Below are 20,996 nucleotides of genomic sequence, written 5' to 3'. Positions count from 1 at the left end.
CCCGGAACAATGTGTTCCGGGCCGTTTCCCTAGTAGCGGGGACAGGATTTGAACCTGCGACCTCTGGGTTATGAGCCCAGCGAGCTACCGAGCTGCTCCACCCCGCGTCGGTAAACACAACATTACACACGTCTACGCAGAGAAGGCAAATCGCTGACCTTGCAGGGCATTTTCGCTGGTCAGCAGACTGAAAGAGGAACGGAAGAGGCGGCCGGTGGCGCAGCTCACAGAGCGCTCCGGAGCGAGTTCGACAGTCCGCCGCAGCACGGTCCGAGCCCGTTGCGCGAACGACGACAGACGCACAAGAACCACTCTCGAGCGCAATCGAACCGGGCCGTCATTGGGCTCAAACGTGACCCGAGCCACTATTTCATGGTGATCCCGAACACATAACGTTGCTATAACAGACCGTCCAGAATCCATTCTTATAGCATTTGCGACCTGCGCAAACACTGATATACACGCTATTCGCATCATGCACTCGCGAAGTTATCAAGATGTGATCTGCCGAGATTTCTTGGTTACCGTCGATCCACGGCCCGGATCAAACGTGATGGGCACGAACTCGAACCGCCGAACACCGGCGACCCTGTCCCGCGGTTCGAGGATCCCCGACACGCCTGGGGGCAGGGACTCGGCATTTCTTTTACCGGGGGCGGTGGGCGCAGGGAGGGAAAACATCATGTCGAAACACCGGAAGCTCAGCACCCGCGCCCTCGGCTATGCCGCTGTCACCGGCGCAATCGTTGCCGTCCCGTTCGGTCTTTCCACCGGTACCGCCGCGGCCGCCCCCACCCACAACTGGGACGGCGTCGCCCAGTGCGAAAGCGGTGGCAACTGGGGTATCAACACCGGAAACGGCTACTACGGCGGTCTGCAGTTCTCGCAGAGCACCTGGGCCGCCAACGGTGGCGCCGGTTCCGCCAATCACGCCAGCAAGGATGAGCAGATCCGGGTCGCCGAGAACGTGCTCGCCACCCAGGGCGCCGGTGCCTGGCCGGTCTGCGGCCAGTACCTGCGCGCCGGTGAGTCCGAGCCGAGCCCGGCCGTCGCCGAGCCGGAGCCCACCCCCGCCGTGGTCGCCCCCGCCCCGCCCGCCAGCGTCGAATCCGCCATCGCGCGGGCCAAGTCCGCCGGTTTCGAGCTGGCGAAGCAGAACGGCCTAGAGGGGCCGTACAAGCAGCTCCTGGACCAGAACAGCGCGCTGATCGACTCGTTCGGTCGCTGACGCACGACGCCGACGTCACTCGGCAACGGCGCCGAAGGTGACGTCGGCTCGTCCGGCGTCAACTGGAACGGCCCCGCCACCCAATCCGGGTGACGGGGCCGTTCTCGGTTTCAACGATCAGCGACTGGCGTCCTGATAAGCCTTCACCGCGGCCTCCAGTTCCTCCAGCGCCTTGCCGAAGTCCTGGAAGTTGCCGGACTTCATGGCATTTCGCACATTTTCGATCTTCTTGTTCAGGTCCGCAGCCGCCGCGTCCTTGGCGGTGGATCCGGTCGCGGGCGGCGGCGTTGTGCCCTGCGGCGGCGCACTGGTGCCCTGCGCCGGCGGGGTGGTGCCCTGCATCGGCGGCGGTGTGGTGCCCGGTTTCGGCCTGCTCGTCGGATCACCGCCGAACGGCGTGGCCAGCGAACCCGTGCCCGGCAATACCTGATTCAGCGCGTCGGCCAGAGTGGAGGCGAAGCCGACCTTCACACTGCCCGCCACATCGCGATAGCTCACCAGCACGCGCAGCAGCTGCGGGAAGGTGGCGCTGCCCGCACCGGTATTTCGCTCGTTGTAAAACGGCTCCACATAAAGGATTCCGCCGTCGGCGATCGGCAATGTCAGTAGATTGCCATATCTGATCTTGTTCGAATTCGACAGCAGCGTTTTCTGACTGGAGACTTCGGGCGCCGTCGTCATGCTGTTCTGAGTTTGCTGCGGACCCTGCGTCTGGGTATCCGTCGGCAATTGCAAGATCGTGAATTTGCCATAGCCTTCCGGATCCGACCGCACCGAGATATAGGCGGAGAGGAACTGGCGGTTGTAACCGACCATGGCACTGGTCAGGTTGAACACCGGCTTATTCGTCGCCGGATCACCGAGCAGCACGTAGTACGGGGGCTGGTTGAACGTGCCGCCCTCGGTGGTCGGATCGCTCGGCACCGACCAGAAGGCGTTGTTGGTGAAGAACTCTCGCGGATTGTCCACGTGATACTTGGTCAGCATCTCGCGTTGCACCTTGAACAGATCCTCGGGATAGCGGAAGTGCGCCCGCAGCTCCGGGGAGATCTCGCTCTCCGGTTTGACGGCGCCGGGGAACACACCGCGCCAGGCCTTGAGCACCGGGTCGGTGGAGTCCACCTCGTAGAGGGTCACCGTGCCGTCGTAGGCGTCCACGGTGGCCTTCACCGAGTTGCGGATGTAGCTGACCTCCTTGCGCGGCAGCAGCCGTCCGGTCTTCTTATCGATGCTGTCCTCGACCGCGCCCTCCAGCGAGGTGGACTGCGCGTACGGGTAATTGTCCAGCGTGGTGTACGCGTCGACGATCCACTGGATCCGGCCGTCGACAACCGCCGGATAGGCATTGCCGTCGGTGGTCAGCCACGGCGCCACCTTCTGCACCCGCTCGCGCGGACTGCGATTGAAGATAATCTTGGAGTTGTCACCGATGGCGGAGGAGAACAGGATGTTGCGCTCGGTGTACTTCGCGGCGAAGGCCAACCGATTGAACCAGTTGCCGATCGAGACGCCACCCTTGCCGCTATAGGTGAACTGCGCGGTGTCGGAGTCGTATTCGCGCGGCTGCTGGCCGCTGACACCGCCGACGATCGCATAGTCCGGGTTGGACTGCGAGATCAGCTCACCGTAGTAGATACGTGGTTGGTCAACCTTGATCTGCTGCTGGTCGGTGGTATTGAACAGGTCGCTGACCAGGAAGATCGGATAGCCGCTGTCACTGCTGCCACCGGCGGCATTCGGATCGTCGTACTGCGGCTTGTTGACCCGGTTGGCCGGTGCGGCCACGAAGCCATTGCCGTGGGTGTAGACGGTGTGCTTGTTGATCCAGTCGAGCTGGTTGCCGCTCAGCGCCGACGGATGCAGCTCGCGCGCGGCCACAATGTAGTCCTGCACATCGCCGCCGAGGTTGTAGCGATCGATATCCAGCGACTCCGGGAAGCCGTAGAAGTTCTTCAGCTGCTTGAGCTGAGTGAAGGTGGGCGAGAGGATATTCGGGTCGAGCAGTCGCGCATTGCCGATGGTGGCCGCGTCGACCGGAACCTCCAGCGGGCTCTTCTTACTGTCGCCCTTGTAGTCCTTGTACTCGATCTTGTCGGAGGTTATGCCGAACGCCTGCCTGGTGGCGGCGATATTGCGTTCGATGTAGGTGCTCTCCTTATCGGCGGCATTCGGGCGCACCGAGAACTGCTCGACCACCAGCGGCCACACCGCGCCGACCAGGACCGAGGAGAGCAGCAGCAGCGCGGCCGCCATCGCGGGCACCCGCAGATCGCGCAGCACGATTCCGGCGAAGAAGGCGATCGCGCAGATCACCGCAATGGACAGCAGTATCAGCTTCGCGGGCAGCACGGCGTTGATATCGGTATAGGAACCGCCGGTGAAGGTCGGCTCCTTGCGGCTGCTGGAGAGCAGTTCATAGCGGTCGAACCAGTATGCGACGGCCTTGAGCAGCACGAAGATTCCGGCGATCACGGCCAGCTGGATGCGCGCGGGCCTGGTCAGCGTGCCCTCGCGCCCGGTCAGGCGCAGGCCGCCGAAGACATAGTGCGTCACCAGGCTGGCGAAGAACGCGATGACCGACGCGACGAACAGCCAGTTCAGCACCATCCGGTAGAAGGGCAGATCGAAGGCGTAGAAGCCGACGTCCAGGCCGAACTGCGGATCCTGCTGGCCGAACGAGCCGCCGTTGAGGTACAGCTGCACGGTGACCCAATTCGACTGCGCCACCAGGCCGGACAGCACGCCGAGCACCAGCGGAATACCGATGCCGAACAGCTTGAGCCGACTCATCACGGTGGTGCGGTAACGCGCGATCGGATCGTTCGGACCGGCCACCGGCACGAATACCGGCCTGGTCCGGTAGGCCAGCAGCAGCGCCAACCAGACGACAAGGCCCACGAACAGCGCGACGACCAGGAACAGCAGGATCCGCGTGCGCAAGACAGTGAGATAGACACTGCGGAAGCCGACCTCGCCGAACCACAACCAGTTCGTATAGGTGTCGGTAAACCGCGGTCCCAGCAGCAGCAGCGCCGCCAGGATGATGGCCGCCACCAGCAGCACTCGGCTGCGTCGGGACAACGAAGGTAAGCCGGTGGGGGGCCGCATGCCCACGATGCCACTCTCCAAGGTCCGGCGGCGCTCGTACCGATCACTCGGTTGTCGCACCGCAGTCCGATTTTGCAGGTGGTCCGTTCCGGACCGTCTCGCGCCCACTCTACGTAATCTGTGACGTCGGCCGCGCGGGCGCTGTGTTGAATTTGCGGCGCCTGCGGCACCGCGTGTTCGCGGCCCCCGAAGATTCAGCATCGCGTAGCGATTCGATGAGGGGTGGTGGTCGGGCGACGGGTGGGTCTCGCGTCCGAGCCGTCGAGACTCGCGACTTCGTCGCATGCGCTTCGACGACTCGGCTGATTTCGATGGCCGAGCCTTCGGCTCGGACGCGAGACGGGCCGCGAACGGGTCGCTCGTAAGACTCGCTCCGTGGCGGTCGCGAAACGGCGCCGACCTCGGCCTGAATGCTCTGGCAAGGGTGTGGGGGTGTAAGGATGTCCGGTGTGACCGCAGATCTGCACGCCGAACTCGTCCTCGCCCGTTCCGTCCGTGAGGTGGCGGAGTTCGTCGACGCCGAGGGTTGGGGCAGACCGCCGCAGATGTTCGCGCTGGTGCCGACGGCCGATCTGGTCGCGGCCGAGCCCGGGTTGCTCGATCAGCTCGACCAGGGCAGCGAGCTGACGCCGATTGCCCAGGAATCGTTCCCGGACGACATCACCGGCGGATCGATGGCGCTCGACGAATTCCTCGCCACCACCAGCTGGCCCGAGGCGGTCAGCGGCTGTGTGCTGGTCCAGGAGATCGTGGTGCTACCGCCGGATGCCGAGAGCACGCTGGACGACGCGCTCACCCCGCTGCTCGCCGATCACGAGGCCGCCGACGCCGCGGCGCGCGCCGCCGCCGAGACGCATCCGGAGCGGCGCACGGCACGGCTGCTCGCCGCGGTGCTGCGCTCCGGCGCGGAACTGTGCCTGCTGCAGCTGAAGCCGGAAGACGATGCCGACGACTTCGGCGATCTCGACCTGCGCACCTACCCGAACCTGGCGCCCAACCTCATCGAGGCACTGCACCACACGATGGAGTGATTCAGCCGCAGGAGACGGTGTCCCGGCCCGCGTTGATGTCATTGAGCGATTGCACTGCGCCGCTGAGGTTTTCAACCTTCACCAGCCGCAGGCCGTCCGGCGTGCGCTGCCTGGCCTCATTGCAGTTGGCGGCCGGGACCAGGAAGGTCTCGGCACCGGCATCACGCGCGGCCATCATCTTGTACTGGATGCCGCCGATCGGGCCGACCTTGCCGTCCTGATCGATGGTGCCGGTGCCAGCGACGAACTTGCCGCCGTCGAGTTCGCCGGGCGAGAGCTTATCGACCAGCGCGAGGCTGAACATCAGGCCCGCCGATGGGCCGCCGATATCGGCGAGGTTGAACGAGACCTGCAGCGGCGGGCGGGCGCCCTCGGTCATGGACATACCGAGATAGCCCTTGTTCGCGTCATCGGGGCGGGCGGCCAGTGTGATCGTCGCCGTCTGTTCGGCGTTCTCGCGGCGGTACACCACGGTGAGCTCACTGCCCGGTGCCTGCGCGGAGACCGCGGTCACGACATCCTTCGGCGTGGCGATCGGCGCGCCGTTGACGCTGACCACTTCATCGCCCGGGCGCAGCGTCTGCTTGGCCGGGCCGTCATCGGAGACCGTGTTCACCAGCACCACTGTCGGCAGGTTCAAAAAGTGCATCGCGGCCATCTCGGCATTGCTCTCGGAGCTCTTGAAGTCCTGCTGATTGGACTTATCGATCTCCTCGCGCGGGACACCGGGCGGATACACCTCGGAGCGCGGGACCAATCCGTGCTCGCCGCTGACCCAGAATCCGAACGCCTCGAAGATGTTCAGCCCATCGCGCACCGAGACCGTGGTCATATTCAGGTGTCCGGTCACCGGGTCCACCTCGGCGCCGCGAACATCGACGACCTGCTTGCCGTCCACCGCGCCGAGGGTATTGAACGTGGGTCCGGGACCGAGTGCGACGAACGGCACAGTGAGCACACTGCCCACCGCACCGAGGACGAGCACCGGGATCAGAGCGGCCACCAGGGTCAGGATCCGACGATTCACCTGGACCACAGTAGTGATCGCCCGCGCGGCCGGGCGGACGAGGCGCATATTTATGCCCCGCGCGCGTGTCCTGATTTCGCGCCGCGCGAACATCGAACCCCCACGCCACACGCGTATGTTTAGGGTATGAGTGACCTCCCCTTCGGATTCTCGAACCGCGATGACGACGACCGCAAGCGCGGCGACGAGCCGAGCGGTCCCGGGGCGAACGATCCGTTCGGCTTCGGCGGGGCAGGTGCGGGCGGTTTCGATCCGACACAGCTCGGGCAGATGCTCACCTCGCTCGGCCAGATGCTCAGTGGGATGGGGCAGCCGGGGTCGGCACAGGCTGGCCCGGTCAACTACGACGTGGCCAAGCGACTGGCCCGCCAGCAGCTCGGCGCGAGTGTGACGCCGGTCGCCTCGGGCACCGTCAGCGCCGTCGCCGACGCCGCGCACCTGGCCGAACTGTGGCTCGACGGTGCGACCACCCTGCCCGCTGGCGCGAACAAGACCGCGGCGTGGACCGCCAACGACTGGATCGAGGAGACGCTGCCGACCTGGAAGCGGCTATGTGATCCGGTGGCCGAACAGATCTCCGGAATGTGGACCGCACAGCTGCCGGAGGAGGCGCGCGAATTCGCCGGTCCGATGGTCGGCATGCTCGGGCAGATGGGCGGGCTGGCCTTCGGCTCACAGCTCGGCCAGGCGCTCGGCCAGCTCGCCAAGGAGGTGCTGACCTCCACCGATATCGGACTGCCGCTCGGCCCGACCGGCACCGCGGCGCTGCTGCCCGCGGCCATTTCCGAGTTCAGCGCCGGGCTGGAACAGCCGGAGAGCGAGATCCTGGTCTTTCTCGCGGCCCGCGAGGCCGCGCATCAGCGGCTGTTCGGACATGTGCCGTGGCTGCGTCAGCAGGTGCTCGGCGCGGTCGAGGACTATGCCCGCGGCATCAAGATGGACTTCTCGGCCCTGGAGTCGGCGGCCCAGGGCATCGACCCGATGTCGCTGACCGATCCCTCGAAGCTCGAGGAGATCCTGTCCCAGGGCGCCTTCGAACCGCAGACCACCCCGGAGCAGAAGCAGGCGCTGGAACGACTGGAGACGCTGCTCGCCCTGATCGAGGGCTGGGTCCAGGTCGTGGTCACCGATGCGGTCGGGGATCGCCTGCCCGGTGCCGGTGCCCTCGCCGAAACCCTGATCCGCCGCCGCGCCACCGGCGGTCCTGCCGAGCAGACCTTCGCGACCCTGGTCGGACTCGAGCTGCGGCCCCGCAAGCTGCGGGAGGCGGCGGCGCTGTGGCGGCGGCTCACCACCGATGCGGGCATCGACGCCCGAGACGCCATCTGGGCGCATCCGGACCTGCTACCGGATTCCAACGATCTGGACTCCCCCGCCGCCTTCATCGACTCGGTAATCGGCGGCGGCACGGACGCATTCGACGATCCGCTGGCCCAACTTGCCGAAACCGAGGCCCGCGAGAAGGCCGAGCGCGAGGCCGCCGAGGACGGCCGCGAATCCGGCCCGAACCTCGACAAGGACACCGACCCGTCCTAGTACTGTCCTGTTGATAAGCGCGAATCCCTGTGGATTACCACGGGATTCGCGCCTATTCGCCGATCACGCTGTCCGCATACTGCTGGCATGACGAGGCGGATATGCGGGCCGATGCTGGCGCCGCGGGTGACGGTTTTGGTGCGGCCGTCCGGGGTCGTGCAGTTGGGGTGGGATCCCGAGGGGGCGTTGCTGCTGGATCGGACCGCATTGGATACCGAGACGGTGATCGCGTTTCTGCGACTGCTGGATGGGATGCAGAGTCGACCGCAGCTCATCTGGCGGGCCGGGGAATGTGGGATCGCCCCAGCGGACGCGGCCGAACTGCTGAACCGGATCGATGACGCGGGGCTGCTCCTGCATCCGGACCAGCGGCTCGGCCAGGTGCGATCGGTGCGGGTGCACGGGCTGGGGCCGCTCTCCGATGCGGTCGCGACGGGACTGCGGCGGCTCGGGCTGCGGGCGGTCCGGTCGCGTGGGTACCGCCCCGACGGTTCGGTGCTCGCCTGGCGCGGTGAACTCGTGGTGCTGGCCGATGCCTTGGTCATCGACCCGCGATTGGCCAATGAGCTGGTGCTGCACGGGATTCCACATCTACAGGTCCGTATTCGCGATGGCAACAAGGGGATCGTCGGGCCGCTGGTATTTCCCGGCTTGACGAGTTGTCTGCGCTGCCTCGATCTCACCCGATGTGAATACGACCCGGAATGGCCACAACTCGCGAGCCAGCTGCTCGGTCGGGTCGGGCATGCCGCACCGGCCGGAATCCTGGCCACCGCGGCATTGCTGCTCGGCGAACTCGAAGCGATCATGCGCTGTTCACCCGAGCGGCCGCTGGACACCATGAACACCACGATCGAACTCGAACTGGATACCTACCGGATCTCGCGTCGCGAATGGCCGCAGCACGAAGGATGCGGATGCCGCGCGGTTTTCGCTGGTCCGCCCCGATGAGCGTGTCGATTCTTACACTCCGCCAAGCAAAGACATCAGTATTGGCATGGCAAAGCCACGGGTCTGTCCGCCATGATGGGTACGTGTCTGAGATTGTGCGTCGTCGCTCAACCCGCAATGCCAAGTTAGCCAAGATTCCGCTCGGAATCGCCGGACGGGCCGCCGTCGGGTTCGGCAAGAAGCTGGCCGGTGGCGATAAGTCGGAGATCAACGCCCAGTTGAACCAGAAGGCCGCCGAGCAACTGTTCACCGTATTGGGTGAGCTCAAGGGTGGCGCGATGAAATTCGGCCAGGCGCTGAGCGTGATGGAGGCCGCGGTTCCCGAGGAGTTCGGCGAGCACTATCGCGAGGCACTCACCAAATTGCAGGCGGCCGCGCCGCCGATGCCAGCCGAGACCGTGCACCGGGTCCTCGACCAACAACTCGGAACCCAATGGCGGCAACGCTTTCGATCCTTCGACGACACTCCGGCCGCATCGGCGAGCATCGGCCAGGTGCACCGGGCGGTATGGTCCGACGGCCGGGATGTCGCGGTAAAGGTGCAGTATCCCGGCGCCGATGAGGCGCTGCGCGCCGATCTCAAGACACTTTCACGGATGACCGGCCTGATCGCCTCGGTAATTCCGGGCGCGGATATCAAGCCGATCCTGGCCGAGATCACCGAGCGCACCGAGGAAGAACTCGACTATCGCAATGAGGCCGCCAACCAGCGCGCCTTCGCGAAGGGGTTCGACGGGCATCCGGAGATCGTGGTGCCGAAGGTGGTGGCCAGCGCGCCGAAGGTGATCGTGACCGAATGGCTGGACGGCACCGCGGTCTCGGCGATCATCAAAAAGGGCGCCGAGGATCCGGAAGGCACTCGCGCGCTGCGCAATCGAGTAGCCGGATTGATGGGCAAGTTCCACTTCTCCTCACCGGAGACCGTCGGCCTGCTGCACGCCGACCCGCATCCGGGCAACTTCATGGTGCTGCCCGATGGCAAACTTGCCGTCATCGATTTCGGCGCCTGCGCACCCATGCCGGACGGCTTTCCGGAGGTACTGGGGCGCATGCTCGCGCTGGAAATCGACGAACGCTTCGACGAACTGGTCGAGCTCATGTACGACAACGGCTGGGTGATTCCGGGCCGGACGGTCACCGATCAGGAGATCGCCGACTACCTGCGACCGTTCACCGACCCGATCCAGACCGATTCGTTCCACTTCACCCGCAAGTGGATGCAGCGGGTGGCCGGTAAGGCCTCCAATTTCACCAGCGCGGATATGAAGACCGCGCGCGCCCTGCAGTTGCCCGCGCAGTTCGTGATGATCTTCCGAGTGCTCGGCGGTTCGGTCGGCATCCTGGCCCAGCTCGATGCCGAGCTGCCGTTCATGCAGTTGGTGCGGACCTGGATGCCCGGCTTCTGCGAGGAGCGCTCGGCCAGCTGACGGTCCCCGACCGAAAGATATTGAACCAGAACGCAAACGAGCCGCCCACCGGATCTCACGGTGAGCGGCTTGTTTGCTTTCTCGTTCCTGGGCCCGGCCCGGATCCGAAACGGCCGGATAGGCCTCAGCGACCGGAGGGAGGGAGGGCAGCGATCTCATGCCAAGATCGCGACCTTGCGTGGACGACCACGCGGGCGCTTGCGGGCGATCACGACACCCTGGTCGAAGATCTCACCGCCCCAGACACCCCACGGCTCACGCCGATCCATGGCCGCGCTCAGGCAGCCTTTGCGGATGGGGCATGACGCGCACAGCGCCTTGGCCTGCTCCAGTTGGACCGGGCTCTCGGCGAACCAGAGATCGGGATCTCCGGCTCGACAAGGCAGGACCTTTGTGACCTCCCGGGGGCGGGTAGGCCGTGCCACGGTTCGGCATGTCACGTCAGTAGTGGCTTGTGGCCAGCTCTCTGCGGTGAACACGTCGTTCTCCTTCAGCTCGTTTGCAGCGGTACGTTTCGTTCGTTCCGCGAAACCGAGGCCGGTTGTGGCTGAAGGGCCGGTAGAAAATACTGGCCACGGTTTCGCTTCGGGCGATCCGTGGCCAGGAGGTCGGGGAGTGTTCCCTACCTAGTTCGACATCTCTGTCGAATCCTGATCACGGTCGCTGGGTGGGTGGTGCGGCGGAGGCGTGCTGCCCGCAGATCTGCCGGTGCATATCCGGCCTCAACTGCGAATGCGCCGACTTTTGCCTCGGTGGCAAATGCCGGGTGCCAGCCCGCGCTGGGCTTGTCCTGCTTGTTGACGCAAATCGGCGAATGCATAGGCATGGATTGCGCCTGAATCCCGAATACGTCGACGCCGGACAGACCGATCCCCTGCAAAGCAGCGAGGATCCCCCGGGAGGCCGACATGACGGGTGCAGCATTCACCGCAACGCCGCTAGCGCTGAAGTTCGTATTGCCATTCATCGTTCTGCCTCCCTCCTGTACTCGTGTCGGTAACTGTGCGCGCCGGGATGACCTCCCGTGCGTCATCCCACCATATGTGTTGGCGCTCTTCGCGACAACCTATTTTCTACCTGCGGTTTTGTGGGCTTGACCGCAGCCGCGATGCGACTATCTTCAACACCTCGGCACCGTATTGCTCGAGCTTCTTGGCCCCGATTCCAGGGATGGCGGCCAGTGCGTTGTCATCGGCGGGCAGTTGCTCGGCGATCGCGGTGAGTGTGGTGTCGGTGAAGATCACGAACTCACGCACCCGCAGATCCTGCGCCTTCTCCGCGCGCCACGCCTGCAGCGCGGCCAGTAGCTCGGCATCCAGTTCGGCCGGGCAGCGGCGACAGCGACCGAGCATGGTCGCATAGGTGCCGATCAATGGTTTGGCACAGATCCGGCAGGTCGGGCGCACGCCGTTCGCGGCGCTGTCGGCGACCGGCGCGGCGATTCGCGAGGCGGGCGAGTCGTCGGGGACCAGACCGTTGAGGAACCGGGAGCGCCGCCGGGTGCGTCTGCTGCCCCCGCCGCGAGCCAGCGCCCAGGACAGCTGCAGGTGTTCGCGGGCCCTGGTCACGCCGACATAGAGCAGTCGCCGCTCCTCCTCCAGCGCGGCCTGATCGGCGACCGAGCCGTCGTCGCCGAGCACATGCGCGATCGGCAGGGTGCCGTCTGCGACGCCGACCAGGAATACCGCATCCCACTCCAGGCCCTTCGCCGCGTGCAATGACGCGAGGGTGACACCCTGCACCGTCGGTGGATGCCTGGCCTCCGCGCGCGCGGCCAGTTCACGCAACAGGCCGGGTAGATCGAGTGCATCGTCGTGGTCGACCAACTCCTCGGTCAGCCGCACCAGCGCCACCAGCGATTCCCAGCGCTCGCGGGCCTGGGCGCCCGCAGGTTCGGTGGCGGTGAGGCCGACCGGCGCGAGGGCGGCGCGCACCAAAGTGACCAGGGCCTTACCGCTGCGGGACCGGTCGGGCAGATCCTCGCGAGATGCGACCTGACGCAGCGTGGATATGGCTTGCCTTACCTCAGCGCGGGCGAAGAAGCCCTCGCCACCGCGGACTTGATAAGGGATGCCTTGCTCGGTCAACGCCTGTTCATAGGCCTCGGATTGCGCGTTGATCCGGTAGAGCACCGCGATTTCGGCGGCCGGTGTGCCCGCGGCGATCAGTTTCTTGATGGACCGGGCGACCGCGGCGGACTCGGCGGGACCATCGTCGAATTCGGCGAAGCCCGGTTCCGGCCCATCGTCGCGCTGGCCGACCAGTTGCAGCCGGGTGCCAGCGATGCGCCCGCGCGCGGCACCGATGACCCGATTGGCCAGCGAGACCACCTGCGGCGTCGAGCGGTAGTCACGTTCCAGCCGGATCACCGTCGCCTCTGGAAAGCGCCGGGAGAAGTCGAGCAGATAGCCGGGGGTGGCGCCGGTGAACGAATAGATCGTCTGGTTCGCATCGCCGACGACGGTCAGATCGTCGCGCTCGCCGAGCCAGGCATCGAGCACCCGCTGCTGCAGGGGCGTGACGTCCTGATATTCATCGACCACGAAACTGCGGTAGCGCCCGCGGAATTCGTCGGCCACCGCGGGATAGTCCTCCAGTGCGGCGGCGGTGTGCAGCAGCAGGTCATCGAAGTCGAGCAGCAGACCGTCCGGCGTGGCCTTGAGCTTTTCGTAGCCGCGGTAGACCGCGGCGACCCGCATCGGGTCATACGGTGGTTCGCGTCGATGTTGGGCCACGGCCGCCGGATAGTCCTCCGGTGCGATGAGAGTGGCCTTGGCCCATTCGATTTCGGTGAGCAGATCGCGAACGGCTTCGGTATGTGAGGACAATCCGGCCTGGTGCGCCGCCTGCGCCACGATCGGGTACTTGCGATCGATCAACTGCCAGGGCACATCCCCGACGACCTGCGGCCAGAAGTACTTCAGTTGCCGCAGCGCCGCCGCGTGGAAGGTGCGCGCCTGCACCTGATTGGCCTCGCCGCCGAGTCCGAGCCCGCGCAGGCGGGCGCGCATCTCCCCCGCCGCGCGCGCGGTGAACGTCACCGCGAGCACCTGGTCGGCCTTCACATGTCCGGCGGAGACCAGATGTGCGATGCGATGGGTGATGGTCCTGGTCTTGCCGGTCCCCGCGCCCGCGAGCACACACACCGGCCCGCGCGGCGCGCGCACGGCGGCGGCTTGTTCGGGGTCCAGCAAGTCCAGTGCTGGCCGCGGGGGCTCGCTCGTACTGGTTGCCGACACGACACACATCATGGCAGTGCCCGCCGACAAGTCGTGCCGCCCGGCCACAAACCCGCCACGCCACCCAACCGATCGCGCTGTTGCACGAGGCGGATCGCGCGACGGACGAGGCGATGAGCGCCTAACGATCGCGCAATTGTCGGAGCGCGCCCGCGAACGCCCGCGCCTCGCCGCCGAGCGGGCCGAAGAACTCGTGATCGCAGTTCTCGACCACGACCAGCGCCCGATTCGCCAGTGCCACACCGTCTTCGGTGGGGACGAGGGCCTTGGCCCTGCGGTCGTGCGGGTGGTCGCGGCGCTCGAGCAGGCCCTTCTGCTCGAGCGCGCGCAAGACCTGGGAGGTCATCATCGGATCGGTGGCGGCGTGCGCGGCCAGATCACGTTGCATCACCGGTTCGTCGCGCCGGGCGGCCAGATAGGTCAGCGCGGCCAGCAGGACGAACTGCACATGGGTCAGGTCGAACGGGGCCAGCGCCGCCCGCTGGGCGGCCTGCCAGCGGTTGGTCACCTGCCAGAGCAAGAGCCCGGGACTTTCGTCGGCCTCGGCGAATTCGGAGCGCAGCCCCCGGTCCTCACTCATATGCCTCCCTTGCTTGTGGTTCGTCGATCATCGCCTGCGCGATGACCGCGAAGTCGTGCGCGGTCAGTTCGACCAGTCCGCGGCGCAGCACCATGCCCCAATTCGGCGCGCTGGTGAGATCCAGTTCGCCGCGCAGTTCGTCGATGGGGATCGCACGCGCGTCGGTGCGGTAGTGCACCGCGCGGCGCCACGGCTGGAAGCAGCCGCCGTCCTGCGGATCCGCCTGCCAGACGGGGCGGTCGGCGATGGTGCCGATGGCGGTGAAGGAACGGATCGGCGCGCCGGTCCGCATGCCCTCGCGCGGTGAGTAATAGAGGAAGCCATCGCCGGGACGCATCCGTTCCAGCGGTGTCCGCTTGCCGTGGTTGACCTGCGCGATGCCGAGTTCGACACCGCGCTGGACGTGCTCACGCGAAACCACGCCGAGCCAGTACCGCTGCCCGGCCGCGCCACCCGTCATGGAATCGCTGCGCGACGCCGAGCGCCTACCCGTCGCCCGACCATCACCCCCCATCGAATCGCTCCGCGATGCAGTAGGCCCACCCGTCGCCCGACCGCCACCCCTCAACGAATCGCTGCGCGATGCTGTAGTCATACGAGCACCGCCTCGGCCGCCGCGACGAGGGCATCGAGATCGGGCGCGACGGACTTGGCGAGATCGCCGCCCATCACCTTGATCCAGAACCAGCGCAGCGGCCCGTCGATCGAGACGGTCACCGTCACCGTTGTGCCCCCCGGACCGGTGGCGACCTGGTGGTCGAAGGTCAGGCGGGCGCCGATGAGCTTGGAGACGTCGACGAATTCGGTATCGGAGAGCCGCTCGATGCGGAACGGGACCTTGGGGCCGCCCTTCGGCTTCAAGGTGCCGGTCGCGCCCTGGACGAACGAACCGTCGAGGCGGACCCATTCGGTGTCGTTGTTCCACTCCGGCCAGGTGGCCATATCGGCCCACTTGGCGAAGAAGGCGGCGGGTGCGGCGGTCGAGGTGGCCTGTGCGGTGGCGATCGTTGTCATGGACTTAGTATGCGCGCATATTAAATCCAGCGCAAGTCCCAGGGCGGAACAGGATCGGACCGTAGAATGTTGAACGATCCGTGACTGACGTGACTCCCGCCTTGACGATGTACTCGACCACCTGGTGCGGCTACTGCCGCAGGCTCAAGAAGCAGCTGGACGAGTCCGGTATCAGCTATGTCGAGATCGATATCGAACAGGATCCGGCATCGGCCGAGTTCGTCGGCAGTGTGAACGGCGGCAACCATGTGGTGCCGACCGTGAAGTTCGCGGACGGTTCGACGGCCACCAACCCGTCACTGGCCGCGGTCAAGCAGACGCTCGCCACGCTGGCCTGACCGGGCCGGCCACGATATCCGTGCGGACCTCACGGCCCGCACGGAACTTTTTGTGCCCGGCGATCAGCTCTCCTGCGCCGCCCAGGACTCCACGATCGTGCGCGCGATGGAGATCGATCCCGGCAGCAGTAGCCGCGCACCCTGGTTCTGCGCGGACCAATCGCCGGCGGCCAGCGCCTCGCGCACCTCAGCGCGGGTGAACCAGTAGGCCTCGACGATCTCGCCGTCGGAAAAGGTCAGCGGCTGATCGGGATCGGCGACGGCAGCGAATCCGAGCATCAGCGAGCGCGGGAACGGCCACGGCTGACTGCCCAGGTAGGTGATGTCACGGACCTGGACCCCGACTTCCTCGAGCATCTCACGCTCGACGCAGCGTTCCAGCGACTCACCCGCCTCGACGAATCCGGCGAGCAGGGAGAACAGCGTCTTGGGCCAGGTGTGCTGGCGGGCCAGCAGCACTCGGTCGCCGCCGTCGTGGATCAGGCAGATGATGGCCGGATCGATCCGGGGGAACTCCTCGTGGCCGCCCTCGGTGACCCGCGACCAACCGCCCTTGGTCGCGACGGTCGCGGTGCCGTCGGCGGCATTGAAACCGGCCTTGTCATGCCAGTTCAGCAGGGCCATGGCGGCGGTGAGCAGACCGGCGGTGAGATCGTCGACGCCACCCGCCATCGCCCGCAGATCGGTCAGCGTGCCCTGCAGTTCGGGATCGCGCACCGCCCAGACATGTCTGTCGTTGCTGATGCCGAGAAATACCGCGGCCGGATTCGGTTCGGCGGACAGTTCGATCGCCGGTTCCAGCACCAGTGCACCGTTGTCGAAGCGGAACTGCCCGCGCGTATTGACCCGGAGTAGTTCGGCCTCGGCCCAGCCCTCCTTCAGCGCCTGTTCATCGGTCCGGATCTCCTCGGCCCGGTCGAGCACTGAACGCGAAAGCAGCGGAACACCGTTGAGCTGAAATCCTGAGGCCACGGTTCGAGACTATCGCGCCGCCCCGAACGCCAACCGTCGCGCCGGTATCACCGGCCCGCGTGCCGGATGTACAGCAGCTTGTCGGTCGCCTCCAGCGCGTCCACCTCGGCCTGGCCCACCCGGATCAGCACACCGCCGCGCACCACGCCGAGCACGATATCGCCGAGATGCCGAGGCGAGCCGCCGACCTCGGACGGTTCCACCTCGCGTTCGGCAACGGCGAAGCCCTCCTCGGGGGTCAGCAGATCCTCGATCATCTCGACCACGGTCGGGGTGGTGGTGGCAATGCCGAGCAGCCGGCCCGCGGTCTCGGAGGAGACCACCACCGAATCCGCGCCGGACTGGCGCAGCAGATGGGTGTTCTCGGCCTCCCGGATGGCGACCACGATCTTGGCGTTCTTATTGAGTTCGCGTGCCGTCAGGCTGACCAGTACGGCGGTGTCGTCGCGGTTCGCGGCGACGATGACCGAGGCCGCGCGCTGCACACCGGCCAGCCGGAGCACATCGGATTGGGTGGCCGAACCGTGCACCGTCACTAGGCCCGCATTCGCCGCGGCGTCCAGTGCGACGGAATCGGTATCCACCACGACGATATCGGCGGGCTGTATGCCGTCGCCGAGCATGGCGTCGACCGCGGTGCGGCCCTTCGTCCCGTATCCGACCACGACGGTGTGATTACGCACGCTGCGCCTCCAACGCTGAATCTTGAATGCCTGCCGGGAACGCTCGGTGAGTACGCCGATGGTGGTACCGACGAGCACGATGAGGAAGAGAATGCGCAGCGGGGTGATGATGACGATATTGACGAGCCTGGCCTCAGGGGTGACCGGCGCGATATCGCCGTAGCCGGTGGTCGACAGCGATACCGTCGCGTAGTAGAGGGCGTCGAGGAACGACAGCTCGTTCCCGGAATTGTCGTGGTACCCATCGCGACCCACGTACACCACCAGTGCCGCGGCGAACAGCAACCCGATCGCGAAGAGCACCCGGCGCACCAGCGATGCCCCTGGACTGGACTGGATTTCGGGAATGCGTAGCACACCGACCAGCGCGAAATCCGGGCGACTCGACAATCCGACACTGCGTGTGCGATCACCGAACACCGGACTCACCCGCCCTGGCCGAGTCGATTACCTCCGGCGTTATCTGTCCCTCCGGCACGCACCGGAGCCTACCGGGTATCCGCGATCGCACTCTGCACCCACACGAACAGTCGGTGAACCTAGGGTCGCGGATCATTCGGCGCGGCATTCCTGATCAGCTCGGCCAATTCGTCCGGACCGGGCAGGTCGGCGGGCGCGATGGTGCGTCCGGTGCGCACGTAATGGAATGCGGCGCCGATGCGTTCGAGCATTTCCGCCTCGGTGCCGTGCTCGCGCCCGGCCATCAGCCTGGCCCAGGCCAGCCGGTAGACGGCCAGCTGCATGGCGACCGCTGGCTCGTCGGCGGGCGCGGGTTCGGCACCGGTTTTCCAGTCGACCACGATCCAGCCGCCGCCGGGTTCGGCGAAGACGGCATCCATCCGGCCGCGGATCACCGTGCCAGCAATGGAGGTTTCGAAGGGGATCTCCACCTCCATCGGGCTGCGGTGGGCCCACGGCGAATTCAGAAACGACTCCTGCATGGTGACCAGTTCGGTGTCCACGCCCGCATCGGCGGCGCTGCTGTCCGCGCCGGGCAGTTCATCGAAGCCGAGCAGGCGGTCGGCGGCGAACCAACGCTGCACCCAGGCGTGGAAGGCGGTGCCGCGCCGGGCCAGCGGATTCGGCGGGAACGGCAGCGGGCGGCGCAGACGGGCGGCGAGTTTGGCTGGGTCCGCGCGCATTTCGACCAGAGCGGTGGCGGCGATCTGGCCGGGGAGTTCGACTTCTTCCGCGATGGCTTGGTCGGCTTCGAATTCGGCGAGTAGCGCATCGACGTCGGCGGCCCAGCCGTCGGGATCGTCCACGTGTCCAGCGGAATGGTCGTGGGGCGGTGTGGGTTCGGAGGCCGATGGGCCGAACTCGTCTGGGGGTGGCTCGAATTCGTCGAAAGGCGGTTCGTCGTCGAAAGGCGGTTCGAAGTCGCTGAGCGGCGGCTCGGACTTGTCGGGATGCGGTTCGAAGTCGTGTGGGGGCAGCGGGAATTCGTCCTGGCCGTGCCGATCCGGCGCGCCGAGGGCGCTCGCGGGTGGTTCGTGTGGTGGTTCGTGGGGGTCGTCGAACGGTGCAGGCGCGTCGGGATAGTCGGGCGGGGGAACGTCGGCGTAAGGGTCGGCTGTCAGTGTGACCGCAGCGGGACCGTCGGTGTAGGGGTCGGTTGACCGTACGACCGCAGCGGGACCATCGGCGTAGGGGTCGGTTGACCGTACGACCGCAGCGGGACCATCGGCGTAGGGGTCGGTTGACAGTGCGACCGCGGCGGGAAGGTCGGGGCGGATGGCCGTTGTTTTCGGGTCGGCAAAGTTGTCGGTGGCGGGGGCTACAGTCGGTGTCATGTCGATGTCATGGGGCAGGCGGTCCACGAAATCGGCTGAGGCAGTTGCTTTGTCGCGGGTTGCAGGCGGGACCGTACGGTTCGTCGCGGTGACACCTGTAGCCGGTTGTGCCGCAAGTTCGGTGAGGGCGGCGCGAACGAGAGAGGCACCCTGTTCGATGGGGTCGCGGCGATTGCCGAGGGGGTCGCGGGGCCATTCGGCGGTCGCGGGGTTATCGGTGAAGGGGTTGACGGCGTCGACGTCGGGAGCGTCGTCCCAGCGGTCGATGGTGACCGCGCCATGGGCCGGGCTGTCCGGCGCTTCGCTGGCGTATTTGAGTTCCAGGAGGAAGTCCGACGGTCCCTTTGGCGCGGTGCCGGTTTCGGCCCAGTGGTGGGCGGAGACCAGCAGAACGCGTTCGGTTCTGGTGAGGGCGACGTAGAACAGGCGGCGATCTTCGTCGATGCGGCGTCGGTCCAGGGATTCCTTATGGGACTTGATCGCTCGCTCCAGGTCGGCTCGGTCGTAGAGGTCCGACAGGTCGAGCACGGGGACGCCCTCGGTGGCGTCGTCCTGTTGGCGATCGCCGCGCAGGGTGGTGGGAAGTTCGGCCAATGCACCGAGCCAGGTACCGGAGGCCGCGCCGGAGGGGAAGACCCCGCGGGTGACGTGGGGTACCGCGACGATCTCCCACTCCAGGCCCTTGGCCGCGTGCACGGTCAATACCTGAACTCGATCCCGGGCGACCTCGACCTCGCCCGGCTCCAAACCGTTCTCGACCGACTCCGCGGCGGCGAGGAAGGCGAGTAGACCGCCCAGCGATGCGCCGGAATCGCTGGCGTATCCGGCGACCACCTCGGCGAAGGCGTCCAGATGTTCGCGTCCGGCACCGGCGCCGACCATCGCGCGGCGGGCCTGGGTCTCCACGCCGACGCCGATGGTGCGTTCCACATCCGCGACGAGTTCGGCGAGTGGTTGGCCGCTGCGTTCCCGCAGCGCCGCGAGTTCACGGCCCAGTGCCACGATGCGCTGGAAGCCTGCCTCCGAATACTGTTCCCGCGGACCGGGATCGGCGATCGCATCGGCCAGGCCAGCCTGTTCGGCCGGTTCCGGCGCCACCTCGCGCAGCGCATCGGCGAGTGCGGTGGAGTCGGTGATCTCATCGACTTCATTGCCGTGCAGGCGGCTGATCGATAGATCCCTGGCGCGGCGGGCGAGTGCGGCGAGGTCGGCGACGCCGATGCGCCAGCGGGCCCCGGTGAGTATGCGCATGGCGGCGCTGCCCGCACCGGGTTCGGCAATGAGCCGCAGGGTGGCGACGATATCGGCGACCTCCGGAGTGGCCAGCAGACCGCCGAGACCGACGATCTCCACCGGAAGCCCCTGTTCGCGTAGGGCTTCCGCGAGCGGAGCGGCATCGGCATTGCGGCGCACCAGTACCGCCGAGGTCGGCGGAGCCTCGCCCGCCGCACGCTTGATCGCCCATTCGGCCGCGATCCGACCCGCCACCCAGATCCGTTCGTCGGCAACGGTTTCGGTGAGCGTCAAGGCGACGACACCCGGCGCGGCATCGGGTTTCGCGCGCAGCGCGTCGACGGTGACACCGCCGCTGTCGATGGCATTGCGGCGCAGTGGTTCGGCGACCAGGTTCGCCAGCGCCAGCGCTTCCGGCGGATTCCGCCAGCTGGTCAGCAGCGGCAGAATCGGCGCGGGAATGCCGGGGGCACTGGGGAAGTCGGTGGCGAATCTGGGCAGGTTGGCGGCGGACGCGCCGCGCCAGCCGTAGATCGACTGCATAGGATCACCAACAGCTGTCACCGCCAGTCGCTGTTCGCCACGACTGCTTGCCCGTTGCTCCGCATCCGACCGATGCCCCCGCACCGGACCGCCGTCACTCCGGCGAACGTCGGGGTCGGCCCGGTGGGCGCCGGAGTCGCTTCCGCCAGCGTCGGGCACACTTCGGTGCGAGCCGGAGTCACCTTCACCAGCGTTGAACTCACCCCGAGCAGAACCGAAGCCACCTCCACCAGCATCGAACTCACCCCGAGCAGAACCGAAGCCACCTCCACCAGCATCGAACTCACCCCCGT

At 66.6% G+C, this 20,996-nt stretch carries 18 protein-coding genes and 1 tRNA gene; 7 read left to right on the top strand and 12 right to left on the bottom strand.

The genetic code is table 11. The features are described 5' to 3' along the window. Positions 1 to 33: 33 nt before the first annotated feature. A tRNA-Met gene (locus tag ABZ293_RS03615) sits at positions 34 to 107 on the bottom strand. Positions 108 to 682: 575 nt separating this feature from the next. Here ABZ293_RS03615 and ABZ293_RS03610 point away from each other — a divergent pair. After that, positions 683 to 1,228 carry a transglycosylase family protein gene (locus ABZ293_RS03610; protein WP_355177102.1) on the top strand — a complete coding sequence of 182 codons (546 nt, stop codon included), beginning with the start codon at positions 683 to 685 and terminating at the stop codon, positions 1,226 to 1,228. Positions 1,229 to 1,345: 117 nt separating this feature from the next. Here the strand turns inward: ABZ293_RS03610 and ABZ293_RS03605 are convergent, their stop codons facing one another. Continuing rightward, complete coding sequence (locus ABZ293_RS03605; protein ID WP_355177101.1) at positions 1,346 to 4,342, bottom strand: UPF0182 family protein; 2,997 nt, start codon at positions 4,340 to 4,342, stop codon at positions 1,346 to 1,348. Positions 4,343 to 4,785: 443 nt separating this feature from the next. On the opposite strand from ABZ293_RS03605, the gene ABZ293_RS03600 reads away from it, so the two are divergent. Continuing rightward, entirely contained in the window at positions 4,786 to 5,367 is a 582-nt protein-coding gene (locus tag ABZ293_RS03600; protein ID WP_355177100.1) for a PPA1309 family protein, read from the top strand. A gap of 1 nt (position 5,368) precedes the next feature. On the opposite strand, the gene ABZ293_RS03595 is transcribed toward ABZ293_RS03600, so the two are convergent. Then, positions 5,369 to 6,394: a PDZ domain-containing protein gene (locus tag ABZ293_RS03595; RefSeq protein ID WP_355177099.1), complete on the bottom strand. Its 1,026-nt coding sequence runs from the start codon at positions 6,392 to 6,394 to the stop codon at positions 5,369 to 5,371. A 126-nt stretch (positions 6,395 to 6,520) separates the two neighbouring features. Here ABZ293_RS03595 and ABZ293_RS03590 point away from each other — a divergent pair, with 126 nt between their 5' ends. The 3 genes from ABZ293_RS03590 to ABZ293_RS03580 all read left to right on the top strand — a co-directional run bounded on the left by ABZ293_RS03590 (position 6,521) and on the right by ABZ293_RS03580 (position 10,308). Next, on the top strand, positions 6,521 to 7,930 hold the full coding sequence (locus tag ABZ293_RS03590; protein WP_355177098.1) for a zinc-dependent metalloprotease: 1,410 nt from the start codon (positions 6,521 to 6,523) through the stop codon (positions 7,928 to 7,930). Positions 7,931 to 8,017: 87 nt separating this feature from the next. Then, positions 8,018 to 8,881, top strand: a complete 864-nt coding sequence (locus ABZ293_RS03585) for a hypothetical protein (protein WP_355177097.1) — start codon at positions 8,018 to 8,020, stop codon at positions 8,879 to 8,881. A gap of 83 nt (positions 8,882 to 8,964) precedes the next feature. Beyond that, positions 8,965 to 10,308 carry an AarF/UbiB family protein gene (locus ABZ293_RS03580; RefSeq protein WP_355177096.1) on the top strand — a complete coding sequence of 448 codons (1,344 nt, stop codon included), beginning with the start codon at positions 8,965 to 8,967 and terminating at the stop codon, positions 10,306 to 10,308. A 155-nt stretch (positions 10,309 to 10,463) separates the two neighbouring features. On the opposite strand, the gene ABZ293_RS03575 is transcribed toward ABZ293_RS03580, so the two are convergent. The 6 genes from ABZ293_RS03575 to ABZ293_RS03550 form a co-directional block, all read right to left on the bottom strand. After that, positions 10,464 to 10,748 (bottom strand): WhiB family transcriptional regulator, encoded by a 285-nt coding sequence (locus tag ABZ293_RS03575; protein ID WP_355177156.1) that lies wholly within the window; start codon positions 10,746 to 10,748, stop codon positions 10,464 to 10,466. Between the two features lie 182 nt (positions 10,749 to 10,930). Further along, complete coding sequence (locus ABZ293_RS03570; protein ID WP_355177095.1) at positions 10,931 to 11,275, bottom strand: hypothetical protein; 345 nt, start codon at positions 11,273 to 11,275, stop codon at positions 10,931 to 10,933. Positions 11,276 to 11,381: 106 nt separating this feature from the next. Next, the gene (locus tag ABZ293_RS03565) at positions 11,382 to 13,556 is read right to left on the bottom strand and encodes an ATP-dependent DNA helicase UvrD2 (protein WP_355177094.1); all 2,175 of its coding nucleotides are present in this window, start codon (positions 13,554 to 13,556) and stop codon (positions 11,382 to 11,384) included. Positions 13,557 to 13,668: 112 nt separating this feature from the next. Next, positions 13,669 to 14,127 carry a MarR family transcriptional regulator gene (locus tag ABZ293_RS03560; RefSeq protein ID WP_355177093.1) on the bottom strand — a complete coding sequence of 153 codons (459 nt, stop codon included), beginning with the start codon at positions 14,125 to 14,127 and terminating at the stop codon, positions 13,669 to 13,671. After that, entirely contained in the window at positions 14,120 to 14,641 is a 522-nt protein-coding gene (locus ABZ293_RS03555; RefSeq protein WP_355177092.1) for an EVE domain-containing protein, read from the bottom strand. Before ABZ293_RS03555 ends, ABZ293_RS03560 begins: the two co-directional genes overlap by 8 nt. Before the next feature lie 77 nt (positions 14,642 to 14,718). Then, positions 14,719 to 15,141 (bottom strand): SRPBCC family protein, encoded by a 423-nt coding sequence (locus ABZ293_RS03550; protein WP_355177091.1) that lies wholly within the window; start codon positions 15,139 to 15,141, stop codon positions 14,719 to 14,721. 107 nt (positions 15,142 to 15,248) lie between these two features. On the opposite strand from ABZ293_RS03550, the gene ABZ293_RS03545 reads away from it, so the two are divergent. After that, complete coding sequence (locus tag ABZ293_RS03545; protein WP_354960679.1) at positions 15,249 to 15,479, top strand: mycoredoxin; 231 nt, start codon at positions 15,249 to 15,251, stop codon at positions 15,477 to 15,479. Between the two features lie 63 nt (positions 15,480 to 15,542). Here ABZ293_RS03545 and nudC read toward each other — a convergent pair whose 3' ends face one another. From nudC to ABZ293_RS03530, 3 genes are all read right to left on the bottom strand, one after another. Beyond that, complete coding sequence (gene nudC, locus ABZ293_RS03540; RefSeq protein WP_355177090.1) at positions 15,543 to 16,451, bottom strand: NAD(+) diphosphatase; 909 nt, start codon at positions 16,449 to 16,451, stop codon at positions 15,543 to 15,545. A 47-nt stretch (positions 16,452 to 16,498) separates the two neighbouring features. Then, a complete protein-coding gene (locus ABZ293_RS03535; protein ID WP_354960677.1) occupies positions 16,499 to 17,554 on the bottom strand; it encodes a potassium channel family protein in 1,056 nt (351 codons plus the stop codon). A 119-nt stretch (positions 17,555 to 17,673) separates the two neighbouring features. Then, a complete protein-coding gene (locus ABZ293_RS03530; protein ID WP_355177089.1) occupies positions 17,674 to 20,724 on the bottom strand; it encodes a 3'-5' exonuclease in 3,051 nt (1,016 codons plus the stop codon). Positions 20,725 to 20,775: 51 nt separating this feature from the next. Between ABZ293_RS03530 and ABZ293_RS03525 the strand changes: the two genes are divergently transcribed. Beyond that, positions 20,776 to 20,996, top strand: a 221-nt coding sequence (locus tag ABZ293_RS03525; protein WP_355177088.1) for a hypothetical protein, incomplete at its 3' end; no start/stop codon positions are given.

The sequence above is a fragment of the Nocardia sp. NPDC005998 genome, assembly GCF_040614395.1.
Classification (GTDB): domain Bacteria; phylum Actinomycetota; class Actinomycetes; order Mycobacteriales; family Mycobacteriaceae; genus Nocardia.
This window is presented reverse-complemented; position numbering and strand designations above follow the sequence as displayed.

What these genes read in the sequence shown, in the direction of transcription:
- ABZ293_RS03610 (WP_355177102.1), top strand. Translation starts at nt 683, where the DNA reads ATGTCGAAACACCGGAAGCTCAGCACCCGCGCCCTCGGCTATGCCGCT.
- ABZ293_RS03590 (WP_355177098.1), top strand. Translation starts at nt 6,521, where the DNA reads ATGAGTGACCTCCCCTTCGGATTCTCGAACCGCGATGACGACGACCGC.
- ABZ293_RS03585 (WP_355177097.1), top strand. Translation starts at nt 8,018, where the DNA reads ATGACGAGGCGGATATGCGGGCCGATGCTGGCGCCGCGGGTGACGGTT.
- ABZ293_RS03570 (WP_355177095.1), bottom strand. Translation starts at nt 11,275, where the DNA reads ATGAATGGCAATACGAACTTCAGCGCTAGCGGCGTTGCGGTGAATGCT.
- ABZ293_RS03565 (WP_355177094.1), bottom strand. Translation starts at nt 13,556, where the DNA reads ATGTGTGTCGTGTCGGCAACCAGTACGAGCGAGCCCCCGCGGCCAGCA.
- ABZ293_RS03560 (WP_355177093.1), bottom strand. Translation starts at nt 14,127, where the DNA reads ATGAGTGAGGACCGGGGGCTGCGCTCCGAATTCGCCGAGGCCGACGAA.
- ABZ293_RS03555 (WP_355177092.1), bottom strand. Translation starts at nt 14,641, where the DNA reads ATGGGGGGTGATGGTCGGGCGACGGGTAGGCGCTCGGCGTCGCGCAGC.
- ABZ293_RS03550 (WP_355177091.1), bottom strand. Translation starts at nt 15,141, where the DNA reads ATGACAACGATCGCCACCGCACAGGCCACCTCGACCGCCGCACCCGCC.
- ABZ293_RS03545 (WP_354960679.1), top strand. Translation starts at nt 15,249, where the DNA reads ATGTACTCGACCACCTGGTGCGGCTACTGCCGCAGGCTCAAGAAGCAG.